General features: G+C 74.1%; 13 protein-coding genes. 6 read left to right on the forward strand and 7 right to left on the reverse strand.

What is annotated here, in order from left to right; all coding sequences use genetic code 11:
- The first annotated feature begins 2 nt into the window (after positions 1-2).
- A complete protein-coding gene (locus tag CP969_RS09425) occupies positions 3-1217 on the forward strand; it encodes an acyl-CoA dehydrogenase family protein (RefSeq protein WP_016826964.1) in 1215 nt (404 codons plus the stop codon).
- 418 nt (positions 1218-1635) lie between these two features.
- Here the strand turns inward: CP969_RS09425 and CP969_RS09430 are convergent, their stop codons facing one another.
- Both CP969_RS09430 and CP969_RS09435 read right to left on the reverse strand, forming a co-directional pair.
- Positions 1636-2229: a TetR/AcrR family transcriptional regulator gene (locus CP969_RS09430; RefSeq protein ID WP_016826963.1), complete on the reverse strand. Its 594-nt coding sequence runs from the start codon at positions 2227-2229 to the stop codon at positions 1636-1638.
- A gap of 196 nt (positions 2230-2425) precedes the next feature.
- Positions 2426-3199 carry an SDR family oxidoreductase gene (locus CP969_RS09435; protein ID WP_016826962.1) on the reverse strand — a complete coding sequence of 258 codons (774 nt, stop codon included), beginning with the start codon at positions 3197-3199 and terminating at the stop codon, positions 2426-2428.
- A gap of 225 nt (positions 3200-3424) precedes the next feature.
- Here CP969_RS09435 and CP969_RS09440 point away from each other — a divergent pair, with 225 nt between their 5' ends.
- Positions 3425-4675, forward strand: a complete 1251-nt coding sequence (locus CP969_RS09440) for an exo-beta-N-acetylmuramidase NamZ family protein (protein WP_016826961.1) — start codon at positions 3425-3427, stop codon at positions 4673-4675.
- Between the two features lie 406 nt (positions 4676-5081).
- The gene (locus CP969_RS09445; protein WP_026085311.1) at positions 5082-5684 is read left to right on the forward strand and encodes a hypothetical protein; all 603 of its coding nucleotides are present in this window, start codon (positions 5082-5084) and stop codon (positions 5682-5684) included.
- A 442-nt stretch (positions 5685-6126) separates the two neighbouring features.
- On the opposite strand, the gene soxR is transcribed toward CP969_RS09445, so the two are convergent.
- Positions 6127-6630 carry a redox-sensitive transcriptional activator SoxR gene (gene soxR / locus CP969_RS09450; RefSeq protein WP_016826959.1) on the reverse strand — a complete coding sequence of 168 codons (504 nt, stop codon included), beginning with the start codon at positions 6628-6630 and terminating at the stop codon, positions 6127-6129.
- Positions 6631-6761: 131 nt separating this feature from the next.
- Between soxR and CP969_RS09455 the strand changes: the two genes are divergently transcribed.
- Entirely contained in the window at positions 6762-7223 is a 462-nt protein-coding gene (locus CP969_RS09455; RefSeq protein ID WP_004990166.1) for a MaoC family dehydratase, read from the forward strand.
- A 368-nt stretch (positions 7224-7591) separates the two neighbouring features.
- Here the strand turns inward: CP969_RS09455 and CP969_RS09460 are convergent, their stop codons facing one another.
- From CP969_RS09460 to CP969_RS09470, 3 genes are all read right to left on the reverse strand, one after another.
- The gene (locus tag CP969_RS09460; RefSeq protein ID WP_004990163.1) at positions 7592-8236 is read right to left on the reverse strand and encodes a TetR/AcrR family transcriptional regulator; all 645 of its coding nucleotides are present in this window, start codon (positions 8234-8236) and stop codon (positions 7592-7594) included.
- Positions 8237-8303: 67 nt separating this feature from the next.
- Positions 8304-8591 (reverse strand): YiaA/YiaB family inner membrane protein, encoded by a 288-nt coding sequence (locus CP969_RS09465; protein ID WP_004990161.1) that lies wholly within the window; start codon positions 8589-8591, stop codon positions 8304-8306.
- Positions 8592-8651: 60 nt separating this feature from the next.
- The gene (locus CP969_RS09470) at positions 8652-9803 is read right to left on the reverse strand and encodes an acyl-CoA dehydrogenase family protein (protein ID WP_016826958.1); all 1152 of its coding nucleotides are present in this window, start codon (positions 9801-9803) and stop codon (positions 8652-8654) included.
- Positions 9804-9891: 88 nt separating this feature from the next.
- Here CP969_RS09470 and CP969_RS09475 point away from each other — a divergent pair, with 88 nt between their 5' ends.
- Both CP969_RS09475 and CP969_RS09480 read left to right on the forward strand, forming a co-directional pair.
- On the forward strand, positions 9892-10533 hold the full coding sequence (locus CP969_RS09475; RefSeq protein WP_026085310.1) for a TetR/AcrR family transcriptional regulator: 642 nt from the start codon (positions 9892-9894) through the stop codon (positions 10531-10533).
- A gap of 60 nt (positions 10534-10593) precedes the next feature.
- Entirely contained in the window at positions 10594-11316 is a 723-nt protein-coding gene (locus CP969_RS09480; RefSeq protein ID WP_016826956.1) for an ArsR/SmtB family transcription factor, read from the forward strand.
- Positions 11317-11448: 132 nt separating this feature from the next.
- On the opposite strand, the gene CP969_RS09485 is transcribed toward CP969_RS09480, so the two are convergent.
- A complete protein-coding gene (locus CP969_RS09485; RefSeq protein ID WP_016826955.1) occupies positions 11449-12534 on the reverse strand; it encodes a Zn-dependent alcohol dehydrogenase in 1086 nt (361 codons plus the stop codon).
- Position 12535: the final 1 nt, after the last annotated feature.

Consider the following 12535-nt stretch of genomic DNA (forward strand, 5'->3'; position numbering starts at 1 on the left):
ACATGGACTTCGCGTTCGACGCGCGCACCGAGGAGCTGCGCGCCAGGCTCCTCGCCTTCATGGACGACCACGTCCACCCGGCCGAGCGGATCGTGCACGAGCAGCGCGCCGGGCTGGACTCGCCGTGGGAGAACGTCCCCGTCGTGGAGGAGCTGAAGGCCGAGGCCCGCAGGCAGGGACTGTGGAACCTGTTCCTGCCCGACTCCGAGTACGGCGCCGGGCTCACCAACCTCCAGTACGCCCCGCTCGCGGAGATCATGGGCCGTTCCCCGCAGCTGGCGCCCACGGTCACCAACTGCGCGGCGCCGGACACCGGGAACATGGAGGTGCTGGCGCAGTTCGGCGACGAACGGCAGCGGAAGCAGTGGCTGGAGCCGCTGCTGGCGGGCGAGATCCGCTCGGCGTTCGCGATGACCGAGCCGGAGGTGGCCTCCTCGGACGCCACCAACATCACCACGCACATCGAGCGGGACGGCGACGAGTACGTCGTCACCGGCCGCAAGTGGTACATCTCCGGGGCGATGCACCCGGACTGCAGGATCTTCATCGTGATGGGCAAGACCGACCCGGGCGGGGCGGACATCCGCCGCCAGCAGTCCATGGTCCTCGTGCCGCGCGACACCCCCGGCGTCACGATCACGCGCGCGATGCAGGTGTTCGGCTACGAGGACCACTACCACGGCGGTCACGCCGAGGTGGTCTTCGACCACGCGCGCGTGCCGGTGTCGAACCTGATCGGCGAGGAGGGCGGCGGGTTCGCCATCGCCCAGGCCCGGCTCGGTCCCGGCCGGATCCACCACTGCATGCGGCTGATCGGCATGGCCGAGCGGGCGATCGAGCTGATGTGCCGGCGGGCCGTGTCCCGGGACGCCTTCGGCACGTCGCTGGCGCAGCAGGGCGTGGTGCAGAACTGGATCGCCGACGCGCGCGTCGCGGTCGAGCAGCTGCGGCTGCTGGTGCTGAAGACGGCCTGGATGATGGACACGGTCGGCAACAAGGGGGCCCACACCGAGATCCAGGCCATCAAGATCGCCACGCCGCGCACGGTCGTCGGCATCCTCGACCGGGCGATCCAGCTGTACGGCGCGGGCGGGGTCAGCCAGGACTTCCCGCTGGCCGAGCTGTACGCCGGGGCGCGCACGCTGATGATCGCCGACGGCCCGGACGAGGTGCACCAGAGGTCGCTGGCGCGACGGGAGCTGAAGAAGTACCGGTAACCGCCGTCCGGCGGCCGTCGGACGGAGAGCGCGGCCCGGCGGCTTCCGGACGGAGAGCGCGGCCCCTCGGCGGGCCGCGCCGGACGTCCGGAAGCCGCCGGGAGGGACCGGCGGTGCACGCGGTCCGGCGCGGGGGCGCCCGCGCCGGTCACCGCGCCGGGCCGGCGGCGCGCGGCGCCGGCCCCGGGACGGTCGTGCGGCGGTCGGCGGTCCTCCCCCGCGCTCCCGGCTCCGCCCGGGCCGGGAGGCGGCCCGCGGCCCTGCGGCGCCGCATCGCCCGCGGCGCGGGCCGGGGCGGGGCCGCAGGTGGGTCCGGCACGGGCCGGGGCCGCGCGACCCCGCGGCGGCCCGCCCGGTCACCTCAGGGGTGCCTCACGGACGCCTCATGAACGCTTCACGGGCACGCCTCACCGACGCCTCATGGCCGCAGCGCCCGCAGCAGCAGGTCCGCCAGGTGGTCGGCGACCTGCTGCGGGCTGAGCGGGCCGTCGGGGCGGTACCACGTCGACAGGTGGTGCACGGAGCCGAAGTGGTAGTCCACCACCAGGTCGGCGGGGGTCGCCCGGGAGAAGACGCCCGCCTCCTGGCCCTCCTCGATCAGCGCGCGGAAGCGTTCGTGGTAGCGGCGGCGCTCCGCGCGCACCTGCTTGTTCTTCTCCGGGCTCAGGTGGTGCATGGAGCGGAAGAAGATCGACGCGTCGTCGAGGTTCTCGATCGTCGTGACGACGACGTCGGCCGCCGCGCCGCGCAGGCGCTTCTCGATCGGCTCGTCGGCGTCCGCGAAGGCGTCCAGGCGCTCCTGCTGGACGCGCAGCACGCGCGCGTACACCTCGTGCAGCAGGTCGTCCTTGGAGCCGAAGTAGTGGTAGAGCGCCCCCTTGGTGACGCCGGCCGCCTCGACGATCTCCTGCACCGAGGTGCGGTCGTAGCCCTGCTCGGCGAAGAGCCGGGTGGCGGCGGCCAGGAGCCGCTGCGGCACCGGGGTCCCGTCACCGTCCGTCGTCCTGGGCACTGCCGCCACCTGCCTTCCGTGTCGCTGTCGGTTGTCGTGCGTCAGGGAACGAGGTTCCCGACGGAGGATCTTCCCACTGACCGCCTCCGGCACGTCGGGCAGGAGCGCCTCCTGGCACGGGTGCGGGTGGGCGGCCAGTCTCTCCCTGTCCCGTGCGGCGCGCGCATCCGGGTCCGTCCCACGCGGCGGGGGCCGGTCACCGGGACGCCTCCCAGTGCTGCTGGACACGGTTCATACCGGTGAGCCAGCGGTCGGGGTCGGTGGCGCGGGCCCGGTAGTACTCGGCGACCTCGGGGTGCGGCAGGATCAGGAAGCGGTCCTCCTCGATGCCCCGGAAGAGGGCGTCGGCCACGTCCTCCGGCTCGATCGCGGTCGGCTTGAGCACCAGGTCGCCCGCGCTTCCGCTGGCGTCGAGCATGTCGGTGCGCACGCCCTGCGGGCAGATCGCGTGGACCTTCACGCCGCGGTGGCGGTACGTCAGCGAGAGCCACTCGGCGAAGGCGTACGCGCCGTGCTTGGTGACGCTGTAGGGGGCGGTGCCGATCATGGTGAGCAGTCCGGCCGCGGAGACGGTGGAGACGAAGCGGCCGCCGCCGCGCTCCAGCCAGTCCGGGAGCAGCGCGTGCGCCGCGCGGACGTGGGCCATGACGTTGACGTCCCAGGAGAGCGCCCAGCCCTGCTCGTCGAGCGGCCCGCCGGGCTCCCCGCCGTCGCGGCCGACGCCCGCGTTGGCGCAGTAGACGTCGACCGTCCCGTCGAGCGCGTCGCGGGCCTCGATGACGGTCGAGGCGGCGTCGCCCGGGACGGCGATGCCGCCGATCTCCTCGGCGACGGCCTTCGCCCGGCCGGCGTCCAGGTCGTTGACGACGACCTGCGCCCCCTGGTCGGCGAAGCGGCGGGCGAGCGCCGCCCCGATGCCGCCCCCGGCCCCCGTGACGACCACCTTCGCACCCTGCACGGCTCCCACCATCGGTCTCCTTCGACGCGGCTTGCCCGCACCGCCGTACGGGCGCCGCGCGGGTCGGCTCCGGTCGTGCGGCGGCTGCGGCGGTCCTTCCGTCGCGCCAGACTAACCGGTCGGTATGCCCTGCGGAAGAGGAGATCCGCGCCGGGCCGGTCCGGTTCGTTCCCCGCCGCGGTCATGCGCGCTAGCGTGCATGGTCATGACATCCGACGCGATCACGGAGGCCATCGCATGAAGCTGTCCAGACGGAGCCTGCTCGCCACCACCACGGCCGCGGTGGCGGCCTCCGCGGCCCCGGCGCACGCGGCTTCCGGGCGGGCCCCGGCGGCGGGCCGCCCACTGCGCACCGGGTTCGAGCGGCTCGCCGCGGACGGCTACGCGCCGCTCGACGGGCAGCGGGTCGGCGTCGTCACCAACCCGACGGGCATCACCCGGGACGCACGGCACATCGTGGACGTCATGCACGCCGACGACCGCGTGGACCTGATCGCCGTCTTCGGCCCCGAGCACGGCTTCCGGGGCACCGCGCAGGCGGGCGGCTCCGAGGGGCGGTACGACGACCCTGCGACCGGACTGCCGGTCTACGACACCTACCTGAAGAGCGGTCAGCCGCTCGCCGACGTCTTCACCGCCTCCGGCGTGGACACGATCGTCTTCGACATCCAGGACGTGGGCGCGCGCTTCTACACCTACATCTGGACCCTGTTCGACTGCATGGAGGCGGCGGGGCTCGCGGGCAAGCGGTTCGTGGTCCTGGACCGGCCGAACCCGGTGACGGGGCGGGCGGCCCTGGGCCCGGTGCTGCACGAGGAGTTCGCCACCTTCGTCGGACGGAAGCCGATCGCGCAGGCGCACGGGATGACGGTGGCGGAGCTGGCACGGCTGTTCAACGGGGAGTTCCTCCGGGCTCCGGTGCCGCTGGAGACCGTGCTCATGTCGGGCTGGAAGCGGTCGGACTTCCACGAGGCCTCCGGGCTGCCCTGGGTGCCGCCGAGCCCGAACATGCCGACGCCCCAGACCGCGCTGGTGTACTCGGGGACGTGTCTGTTCGAGGGCACCAACCTCTCCGAGGGGCGCGGGACGACCCGGCCGTTCGAGCTGCTGGGCGCCGAGGGGATCGACGGGCGCTGGGCGGACGGGGCGAACGGGCTGGGGCTGGCGGGCGTGCGGTTCCGTGAGGCGTACTTCGCGCCCACGTTCTCCAAGTTCCAGGGGAGGACCGTCGGGGGCGTGCAGCTCCACGTGCACGACCCGGAGGCGTTCGATCCGGTGCGCACGGGGATCGGGCTGCTGATCACGGCCAAGCGGGTGTGGAGCGACTTCGCCTGGCGTCCGGACCACTGGATCGACAAGCTCACCGGCTCCGCGCGGGTGCGCACGATGATCGACGCGGGGGCGGACACGGACGAGGTGGTGGCCGGCTGGCACGAGGAGCTGGCGGCGTTCCGCAGGACGCGGCGGGAGTACCTGCTGTACCGCTGAGCGGATCTCGGTGGTGGGCCGGAGCGATCCGGCCCACCACTTTTTCGTTTCCTCCGGGATTTCCGCCCGAAACCGACGCGATCCGGGCGCATACCGAGGGGCTCCGCAGGAACCCGTGGAAGCCGCGGGGAGTTCTCAGTCCGGCGGGACGGGCCGCCGGACACGCCGCGGCGTGCGGCCCCGGCGCGGCGGGACAGGGTGTCACCGCCGACGTCCCCGCGTCGAGGACGACCACAACTGAAGGACGAGCCACGGGAGTTGGCGCGTGAGCCCTGCGGCCGGCTGATGGGGGCCATCGGAAAAAGGATGGAGCCGATCCGGGTGTCGATACGTCTATTCGGCGATGTCCGCTCGGCGACGCCGAGCGGATGGACTACAGGTGCAGGTGTGACGGAGGTGCAGGACGATGGCCGGTTTCCGGAGTCTGGCGAGACAGGTCCGAGATCCGCGGTGCGACCTGGCACTGCGGCGTTATTCGCTGCGCAAGTGCCTTGAGCGGTTCGCTCCTTATGGGCACAGGGCGACCTGGGACCATCTGTGCGCGCGGGCCGGGTTCGACCCCGAGGACCGCTCCGTCGACCCGGTGCGGCTCGTGGCCGCACTGGAGGAGCTGGAGGAGGCCCGGGCGGTCTGGCTGGCCTACGAGGTCGAGTTCGCCGAGCGTCGCAGGAAGGAGAAGCACGACGGCCTGCGCAGGCCGGGCAGTGTGGACGACTGGCACCGGCTGACCTGGGGCGGCTTCGGTGTCGCCTGGTGCGACGATCCGCGGGTGCATCCGCGGGAGCCGCTGGCCGAGGTGCTGCGGCGGCTGATCGCCGCGCTGGAGCGCGAGCCGGGCTCGGTCTGCCCCGTGTGCCGGGGGGAACGACTCATGTGGCGGTACGACCTGGACCACGAGCCGTCGGCGGGCCCGGTCTGCACGGACTGCGGCATCCTGGTGCCGCGCCCCGTGCTCACCCCCGAGGCCCTGGCGGACGCCAGGCGGACGAGGCTGCCGGTGTCGGCCTGAGGAGTACCTGAGGAGGCGGGGGCGCGCCGGGGATGCCGCGCCCCCGCCGTCCTCCTCCGGAACCCCTCCGCGAAGCGAACGGTGGCCGGGGGCAGAGGGCAGAGGGCAGGGGACCGACAGGGTGCGGGCGGATCCGGACGGGACCCGGAGCGCGGCGAGCGCCGAGCGGTCCGCGCACGCCCTGCTGCCCGGGCCGGGCTCCGCGCACGGCCGGCCGGTCCTGCCGCACGGCGAGGAGGGCGGCGCCCGCCCGCTGCCGCGCCCCGCGGGCCGGCCGGGGCCGGCGGCCCGCACCGGCCCGGAGGACACACCGCCCCTGCCGGACGGCCGGCGCGGAGGCCGTGGAAGTCCACGGACGGGTCCGGCGAAGGCCGTGGGACCGTACCGGGCGACGGGTCGCGCCGGGGCGTCCCGGTGCCCGGTGCCGTGCGGGCACCCGTGTTCAGCGGTTCTGCTCCGGCTCCCGGCGTGCGCGGCGTCGTCCTGCGCCCCCGTTCTCGGCCATCAGGCGGGAGCCCGTGAGCCGTTCGCCGAAGACGTCGTCCGGGTTGGACAGGACACAGGTGTCCAGGGAGAGGCAACCGCAGCCGATGCAGTCGGTGAGGTGGTCGCGCAGGCGGTTGAGCTGTCGGATGCGCTCGTCCAGCTCCGAGCGCCAGGCCTCGGAGAGGCGGGCCCAGTCGTCCCGGGTGGGCGTGCGTTCCTCGGGGAGCTCGGCGAGCGCCTCGCGGATGGTGGCGAGCGGGATGCCGACGCGCTGGGCGGCCCGGATGAAGGCGACCCGGCGCAGGGTGTCACGGCTGTAGCGGCGCTGGTTGCCCGTGGTGCGACGGCTGCTGATCAGGCCCTTGGACTCGTAGAAGTGCAGGGCGGAGACGGCGGCGCCGCTGCGGGCGGAGAGCTGGCCGACCGTGAGCTCGTGGATCTTCTCTGGAATCCGGTGCACTCCTCGAACCCTACCGACCCCGTCCGCCGCCCGGTCCGTTGACAGGGGCCGCACCGCCAACCATGCTAAGCAGTTGCTTAGACATGCGCACACGGATGCGCCTGCGACTACGTGACGCGAGAGGCCGGGACATGGCAGAGCCGAGGATCTTCACCTCCGTCGACGACCTGAGGGCGGCGGTGGGCGAGCATCTGGGGTACACCGACTGGCTGGAGGTCGACCAGAAGCGGATCGACCTGTTCGCCGAGGCCACCGGGGACCACCAGTGGATCCACGTGGATCCGGAGAAGGCCGCCGCGGGGCCCTTCGGGACGACCATCGCGCACGGGTACCTGACGCTGTCGCTGCTGCCGATCTTCGGTCCGCAGCTGATCTCCGTCGAGGGCGTGAGGATGGGCGTCAACTACGGCACGAACAAGGTGCGTTTCCCGGCTCCCGTCCCGGTCGGCTCGCGGCTGCGCGCCACCGCGACCATCACGGGCGTCGACGAGGTGTCGGGCGGCGTCCAGGTGGCCATCGCCTTCACCGTGGAGCGGGAGGGCGGCGACAAGCCGGTGTGCGTGGCCGAGTCGGTGACCCGCTACTACCTGTGAACGCCCCGGGGCCAAAGTCCCGGGCTCGCACGACGGGCGTCACCGGCGGTGGTGCCGCGTCTGCGGCCGGCCCCGTCCCGCCGCTGCGGGGGCGGGGCGAGGGCCGTCGAACCGCCCGGCCCCGCCACGGCTCCCGTGCGCGAGACGACTCCCGTGCGCGGGCGCACATGTCGCGGGAGCCGTCGCGGTCCGCGTGATCGCCGCATCCGCGGGACCGGCGCGCGGACCGGGCCCGGGAGGCCGGTCCGCCCGGTCGACGTGCCCGTACCCGGCGCAGGCCCGGGAGGTGTGCGCCGGATCGGCGTGCACCACCGGTGCCCCGCCCGGCGGGCCCGGTGCGCGACGAACCGCCCCGGCCGGCCGGACGACTACTCCCGGGCGGCACCGGGGTCCGTGACCCCGACCATCCGCAGCACGAGCTCGGCGTAGAGCGCGCCGACCTCCTCGGGGGTGCGGGGGCCGTCGACCTTGAACCAGCGGGCCACGTCGATGCAGAGGGAGAGCACGGCGAGGGTGGTGCCGTGCACGTCGACGACGTCGAACTCGCCGGAGCGCGCCCCCTCCTCGATGATCCCGCGCACCTCGGCGTCGACCTGCCGGCGCAGCTCGCGGATCTCGGCGCGGGCCTCGGGGCCGAGCGAGTCGAGTTCGTACTGCACGACCCGGGCGGTGGTGCGGCCGCCCGCGTGCCAGCGGACGAAGGAGCTGACCGCGCCCGCGAGCCGCTCGGTCGGGCTGCCCCCGGCGCGGGACGCCGTGCGCAGGACCTCCAGGGCCTTCTCGTGGCCGATCCTGCTGATGCGGTGGAGCAGCTCTTCCTTGGTCTTGTAGTGGATGTAGAGCGCGGCCGGGCTCATCCCGGCGCGGCCCGCGATGTCACGGGTCGTCGTGGCGTGGTAGCCGCGCTCCGCGAACGCCTCGACGGCGGCGAGCAGCAGCCGTCGGGCCGCATCGGGCGTGACCTCACCCCACGGCTGCGCCTCACCGCCGGCCGTCTCCTCCGCCGTACTCATCGCTCACCCCATTCGCTGGCAGGGGAAACACCATACCGGCAAAGGTGAGCGGTCGCTTAGCGAGCCCTCACAGCTTCTGCAGGGGATCGTGCTCGGCGAGCAGCTTCTCCAGGCGCGCCTGGTCGACCCGGTTCACGATCTGCCCGGCCTCCTGGCGGTCGCGGATGACCTTGGCCAGGGTGAAGGCGGAGGTGACGAGGTACAGGACCGCGATGCCCAGGAAGGCGCGGACCCAGGCGTCGGCCTGGAGGTTGAAGATACCGACCGCCGTGGCTCCCAGGGCGACCGCGAAGGACGCGACGGCCTGGCCGTAGAAGGCCGCCGTGCTCTGCTGCTTGACCGGTGTGTCGCTCATGGGGACCAGGGTCGCCGGATGTGGCCGCGGCCACATCCGCTCAGGTACTCAGTCCCGTACTCAGAACGCCGAGACCCCGGTCAGCGCGCGGCCGATGACCAGCTTCTGGATCTGGCTCGTGCCCTCGTAGAGGGTCATCACGCGGGCGTCGCGCAGGAGTTTGCCGGCCGGGTACTCGTCGATGTAGCCGTAGCCGCCGAAGACCTGGAGGGCGTTGTTGGCGGCGCGGACGGCCGCCTCCGAGGCGAAGAGCTTGGCCTTGGAGGACTCGACGGCGAAGGGCTTCCCCCGGTCGATCAGGTCGGCGACCCGCCAGGTCAGCAGCCGGGCCGCGTCGACGTCCACGGCGATGTCGCTGATCAGCTCCTGGACGAGCTGGTGGTGGGCGATGGTCCTCCCGAACTGCTCGCGCTCCCCCGCGTACCGCACGGCCGCGTCCAGGGCGGCCTGGGCTATGCCGACGCAGCCGGCCGCGACCGACATGCGGCCCTTGGCGAGGGCGGACAGGGCGACCGGGAAGCCCTTGCCCTCGGGGCCCAGCATCGCGGAGGCGGGCACCCGCACGTCCTCGAGGACCAGCTCGGCGGTGGCCTGGCCGCGCAGGCCGAGCTTGCCGTGGACGGCACGGCGGGTCAGGCCGGAGGCGTCGGCGGGGACGAGGAAGGCGGAGACGCCCCGGTGGCCGGGGGCGTCGGTGGAGCGGGCGAAGAGCAGGACGACGTCGGCCCAGGTGCCGTTGGTGATGAACATCTTGGTGCCGTTGACGACGTAGTCGTCGCCGTCCCGCACCGCGCGCGTGGAGAGGTTGCCGGCGTCGGAGCCGGTGCCCGGCTCGGTGAGGCCGAAGCAGCCCACGTACGCGCCGGAGGTGAGCCCCGGCAGCCAGGTCCGCTTCTGCTCCTCGCTCCCCCAGGCGGCGACGGTCTTGGCGACCAGGCCGAGGGAGACCGAGACGATGCCGCGCACCGAGGAGTCGCCGCGGCCCAGTTCCTCGGTGACCAGGCAGTACGCGAGGTGGTCGCCGCCCGAGCCGCCGTACTCCTCGTCGATCGTGAGCCCGAGGAACCCGAGCGCGCCGAGCTTCTCGACGATGCCCCGGTCGACCTCCTCGGCGCGGTCCCAGGCGGTGGCGTGCGGGACCACCTCGCGCTCCACGAAGTCGCGGGCCAGCCGCCGGACGGCCTCCTGTTCCTCGCTGAGCTCCAGGTTCATACCGCGTCACCCCATGGGAAAGCCGATCGAGATCCGTACCCGTAAATTAGCACTGCTAGTTTACGGGGTGAGCCCTACTATGTGCGCCATGGCCCGACCGCGCAAGCCCCTGCTCAGCACCGACCGGATCGTCGAGACGGCCCGTGCGCTCGTGGACCAGGAGGGCCTGGCGGCCGTCTCCACGCGTCGGCTCGCCGCGGAACTGGGGGTCAGCGGGCCCTCCCTCTACAACCACTTCCGCACCAAGGACGAGATCCTGGAGGCGGTCGCCGACTCGGTGAGCGCGCTGGTCGACCTGTCGATGTTCGAGGACGGCCGGGACTGGCGGACCGCGCTGCACGACTGGGCGGTGTCCTACCGGACCGCGCTGCGCGACCACCCCAACATCGTGCCGGTCCTCGCCCGCGGTCCCGGCCGCCGCCCGGCGGCGCTGCGGCTGGCCGACGCGGTCTACGGCGCGATGGTCGAGGCCGGCTGGCCGCCCGCGCAGGCCACCTCCATCGGCGCGCTGATGCGGTACTTCATCATGGGCTCCGCGCTCGGCTCCTTCGCGGGCGGCTTCGTGGACGACGCGAGCGCCTACGACCCCGCCGACTACCCCCACCTCGGGCAGGCCCATCTGCTCGCCGAGCAGCAGGAGAAGATCGACGAGCGGGCCTTCGAGACGGGGCTGGCGGCGCTGCTGGACGGGCTGGCGCTCCAGTACGAGCAGGTGCGGGGCACCGCGTAGGCGCGGGCCGCGGCGCCCGGCACGCGGACACTTCGGCGGGCGCCGAAGTGTCCGTGCCCCATGCTGGGGGGCATGAGCACGAGGGACCCCCGGGCCGCCGGGCTGGCGCGGCTGGCCGGGCTGATCGCCGACGAGACCCGGGCCGTGTGCCTGCTGGCGCTGCTGGACGGGCGCGCCTGGACGGCGGGGGAGCTGGCGCGGCACGCGGGTGTCGCCGCGTCGACGCTGAGCGAGCACCTGGGCAGGCTCGTCGCGGGCGGGCTGCTGGCCGAGGAGCGGCAGGGGCGGCACCGGTACGTGCGGCTGGCCGACGCGACCGCCGCCCAGCTGGTGGAGGACCTGGCCGCGCGGCTCGCCCCGGACGACGTCCGGCGGCCGCGCACCCTGCGGCAGGCGGGCGCCGGGTCCGCGATGGCCCGGGGCCGCACCTGCTACGACCATCTGGCCGGCCGGCTCGGCATCGCCGTCACGGACGCCCTCGCCGCGCGCGGGCTGCTGCGCCGGGACACCGGGTTCGCGCTCACCGACGCCGGTCTGCGGTGGTTCGACGCGGCCGGCATCGCCCTCGACCGCCGCGGCCGGCGCCCGCTGGCCCGCGCCTGTCTGGACTGGACGGAACGCCGGCCCCACCTCGCCGGGGCCGCGGGCGCGGCGCTGTGCGGGCACGCCCTCCGGGCGGGGTGGTGCGTGCGCATCGGCTCCGAGCGCGCGGTGCGGGTGACGGACACGGGCGAGCGCGCGCTGTCCGAGTTGCTGGGCATCGAGGCGGCGGTCCTGCGGTGACCGGTGGGCGCCGCCCCGCGTCCGCGATCCGCGGGCCTTCCGGCCGCTCCCCCTCCCGGCTCCGGGAGCACGACGAACGCCTCCCCGCGCGTCCCGGCCCCCCTCCCGGGGGACCGGGACGTGCGGCGCCCCCTAGAAGACCACCAGGGCCCGTCCGCCCTTGCCGGCGAGCATGGTGTCGAAGGCGGCCGGGATGCCGTCCAGGGTGATCCGCTCGGTCACCAGGGCGCCCGGGTCGAGGCGGCCCGCCCTGATGTGCCCGGCGAGGACCGGGAGGTCCCGGGCGGGGTCGCAGTTGCCGTAGACGCAGCCGGACAGGGTCCTGCCCCAGTGGAAGATCTCCAGGGCGTTGAAGGTGACCTGCTGGTCCTTGCCGCCGATGCCGACGACCGTGGTGCGTCCGCCGCGCCGGGTGGAGTCCCAGGCCGTGCGGATGGTGCTCGCCCGGCCGACGCACTCGACGGCCGCGTCCACGCCCTGCTTCCCGGTGAGGGCGCGGATCTCGCGGGCGGTGGTGTCCGAGGCGACGAGGTAGTCGGTGGCGCCCGCGGACCGGGCCAGCTCCTCCTTCTCCGGGGAGACGTCGACCGCGACGATCGTCGACGCGCCCGCGAGTCGGGCCGACTGGAGGGCGGCGAGGCCCACTCCCCCGGCGCCGAACACGGCGACCGTCTCGCCCGGCAGGACCCTGGCGGAGTGGTGGACCGCGCCGTAGCCGGTGAGCACGGCGCAGCCCAGCAGGGCGGCGTCGGTGAGCGGGACGCCGTCCGGGGCAGGCAGGACGCAGGACGCGGGTACCACCGTCTCCTCGGCGAACGCGGCGACGTTCAGGCCGGGGTACAGCTCGGTGCCGTCGTCGGCGCGGCGGGCGTGCACCTCGGCGGCGCCGTCCAGGGCGCCCGCGCACAGCCAGACCTCGTCGCGCGCGCAGGCGGGGCAGGTGCCGCAGGAGGGTGCCCAGTTGAGGACGACGCCGTCGCCGGGCGCGAGGTGGGTGACGCCCTCGCCGACGGAGACGACCGTCCCCGCGCCCTCGTGACCGAGGACGGCCGGGACCGGCAGGCGCATGGTGCCGTTGGACAGGGACAGGTCGGAGTGGCAGACCCCGGCCGCGGCGAGCCGGACGCGGACCCGGCCGGGGCCGGGCTCGGGCAGGTCGACGCCGGTGATCTCCAGCGGCGAGCCGACGGCGGGCAGGACGGCGGCACGAACAGCCATG

It is taken from the genome of Streptomyces viridosporus T7A, assembly GCF_008704515.1.
In the GTDB taxonomy this organism is placed as follows: Bacteria; Actinomycetota; Actinomycetes; order Streptomycetales; family Streptomycetaceae; genus Streptomyces; species Streptomyces viridosporus.

Coding starts and splice junctions, on each gene's coding strand:
- CP969_RS09425 (WP_016826964.1), top strand. CDS start 3: ATGGACTTCGCGTTCGACGCGCGCACCGAGGAGCTGCGCGCCAGGCTC.
- CP969_RS09435 (WP_016826962.1), bottom strand. CDS start 3,199: ATGGTGGGAGCCGTGCAGGGTGCGAAGGTGGTCGTCACGGGGGCCGGG.
- CP969_RS09440 (WP_016826961.1), top strand. CDS start 3,425: ATGAAGCTGTCCAGACGGAGCCTGCTCGCCACCACCACGGCCGCGGTG.
- CP969_RS09445 (WP_026085311.1), top strand. CDS start 5,082: ATGGCCGGTTTCCGGAGTCTGGCGAGACAGGTCCGAGATCCGCGGTGC.
- CP969_RS09455 (WP_004990166.1), top strand. CDS start 6,762: ATGGCAGAGCCGAGGATCTTCACCTCCGTCGACGACCTGAGGGCGGCG.
- CP969_RS09460 (WP_004990163.1), bottom strand. CDS start 8,236: ATGAGTACGGCGGAGGAGACGGCCGGCGGTGAGGCGCAGCCGTGGGGT.
- CP969_RS09465 (WP_004990161.1), bottom strand. CDS start 8,591: ATGAGCGACACACCGGTCAAGCAGCAGAGCACGGCGGCCTTCTACGGC.
- CP969_RS09470 (WP_016826958.1), bottom strand. CDS start 9,803: ATGAACCTGGAGCTCAGCGAGGAACAGGAGGCCGTCCGGCGGCTGGCC.
- CP969_RS09475 (WP_026085310.1), top strand. CDS start 9,892: ATGGCCCGACCGCGCAAGCCCCTGCTCAGCACCGACCGGATCGTCGAG.
- CP969_RS09480 (WP_016826956.1), top strand. CDS start 10,594: ATGCTGGGGGGCATGAGCACGAGGGACCCCCGGGCCGCCGGGCTGGCG.
- CP969_RS09485 (WP_016826955.1), bottom strand. CDS start 12,534: ATGGCTGTTCGTGCCGCCGTCCTGCCCGCCGTCGGCTCGCCGCTGGAG.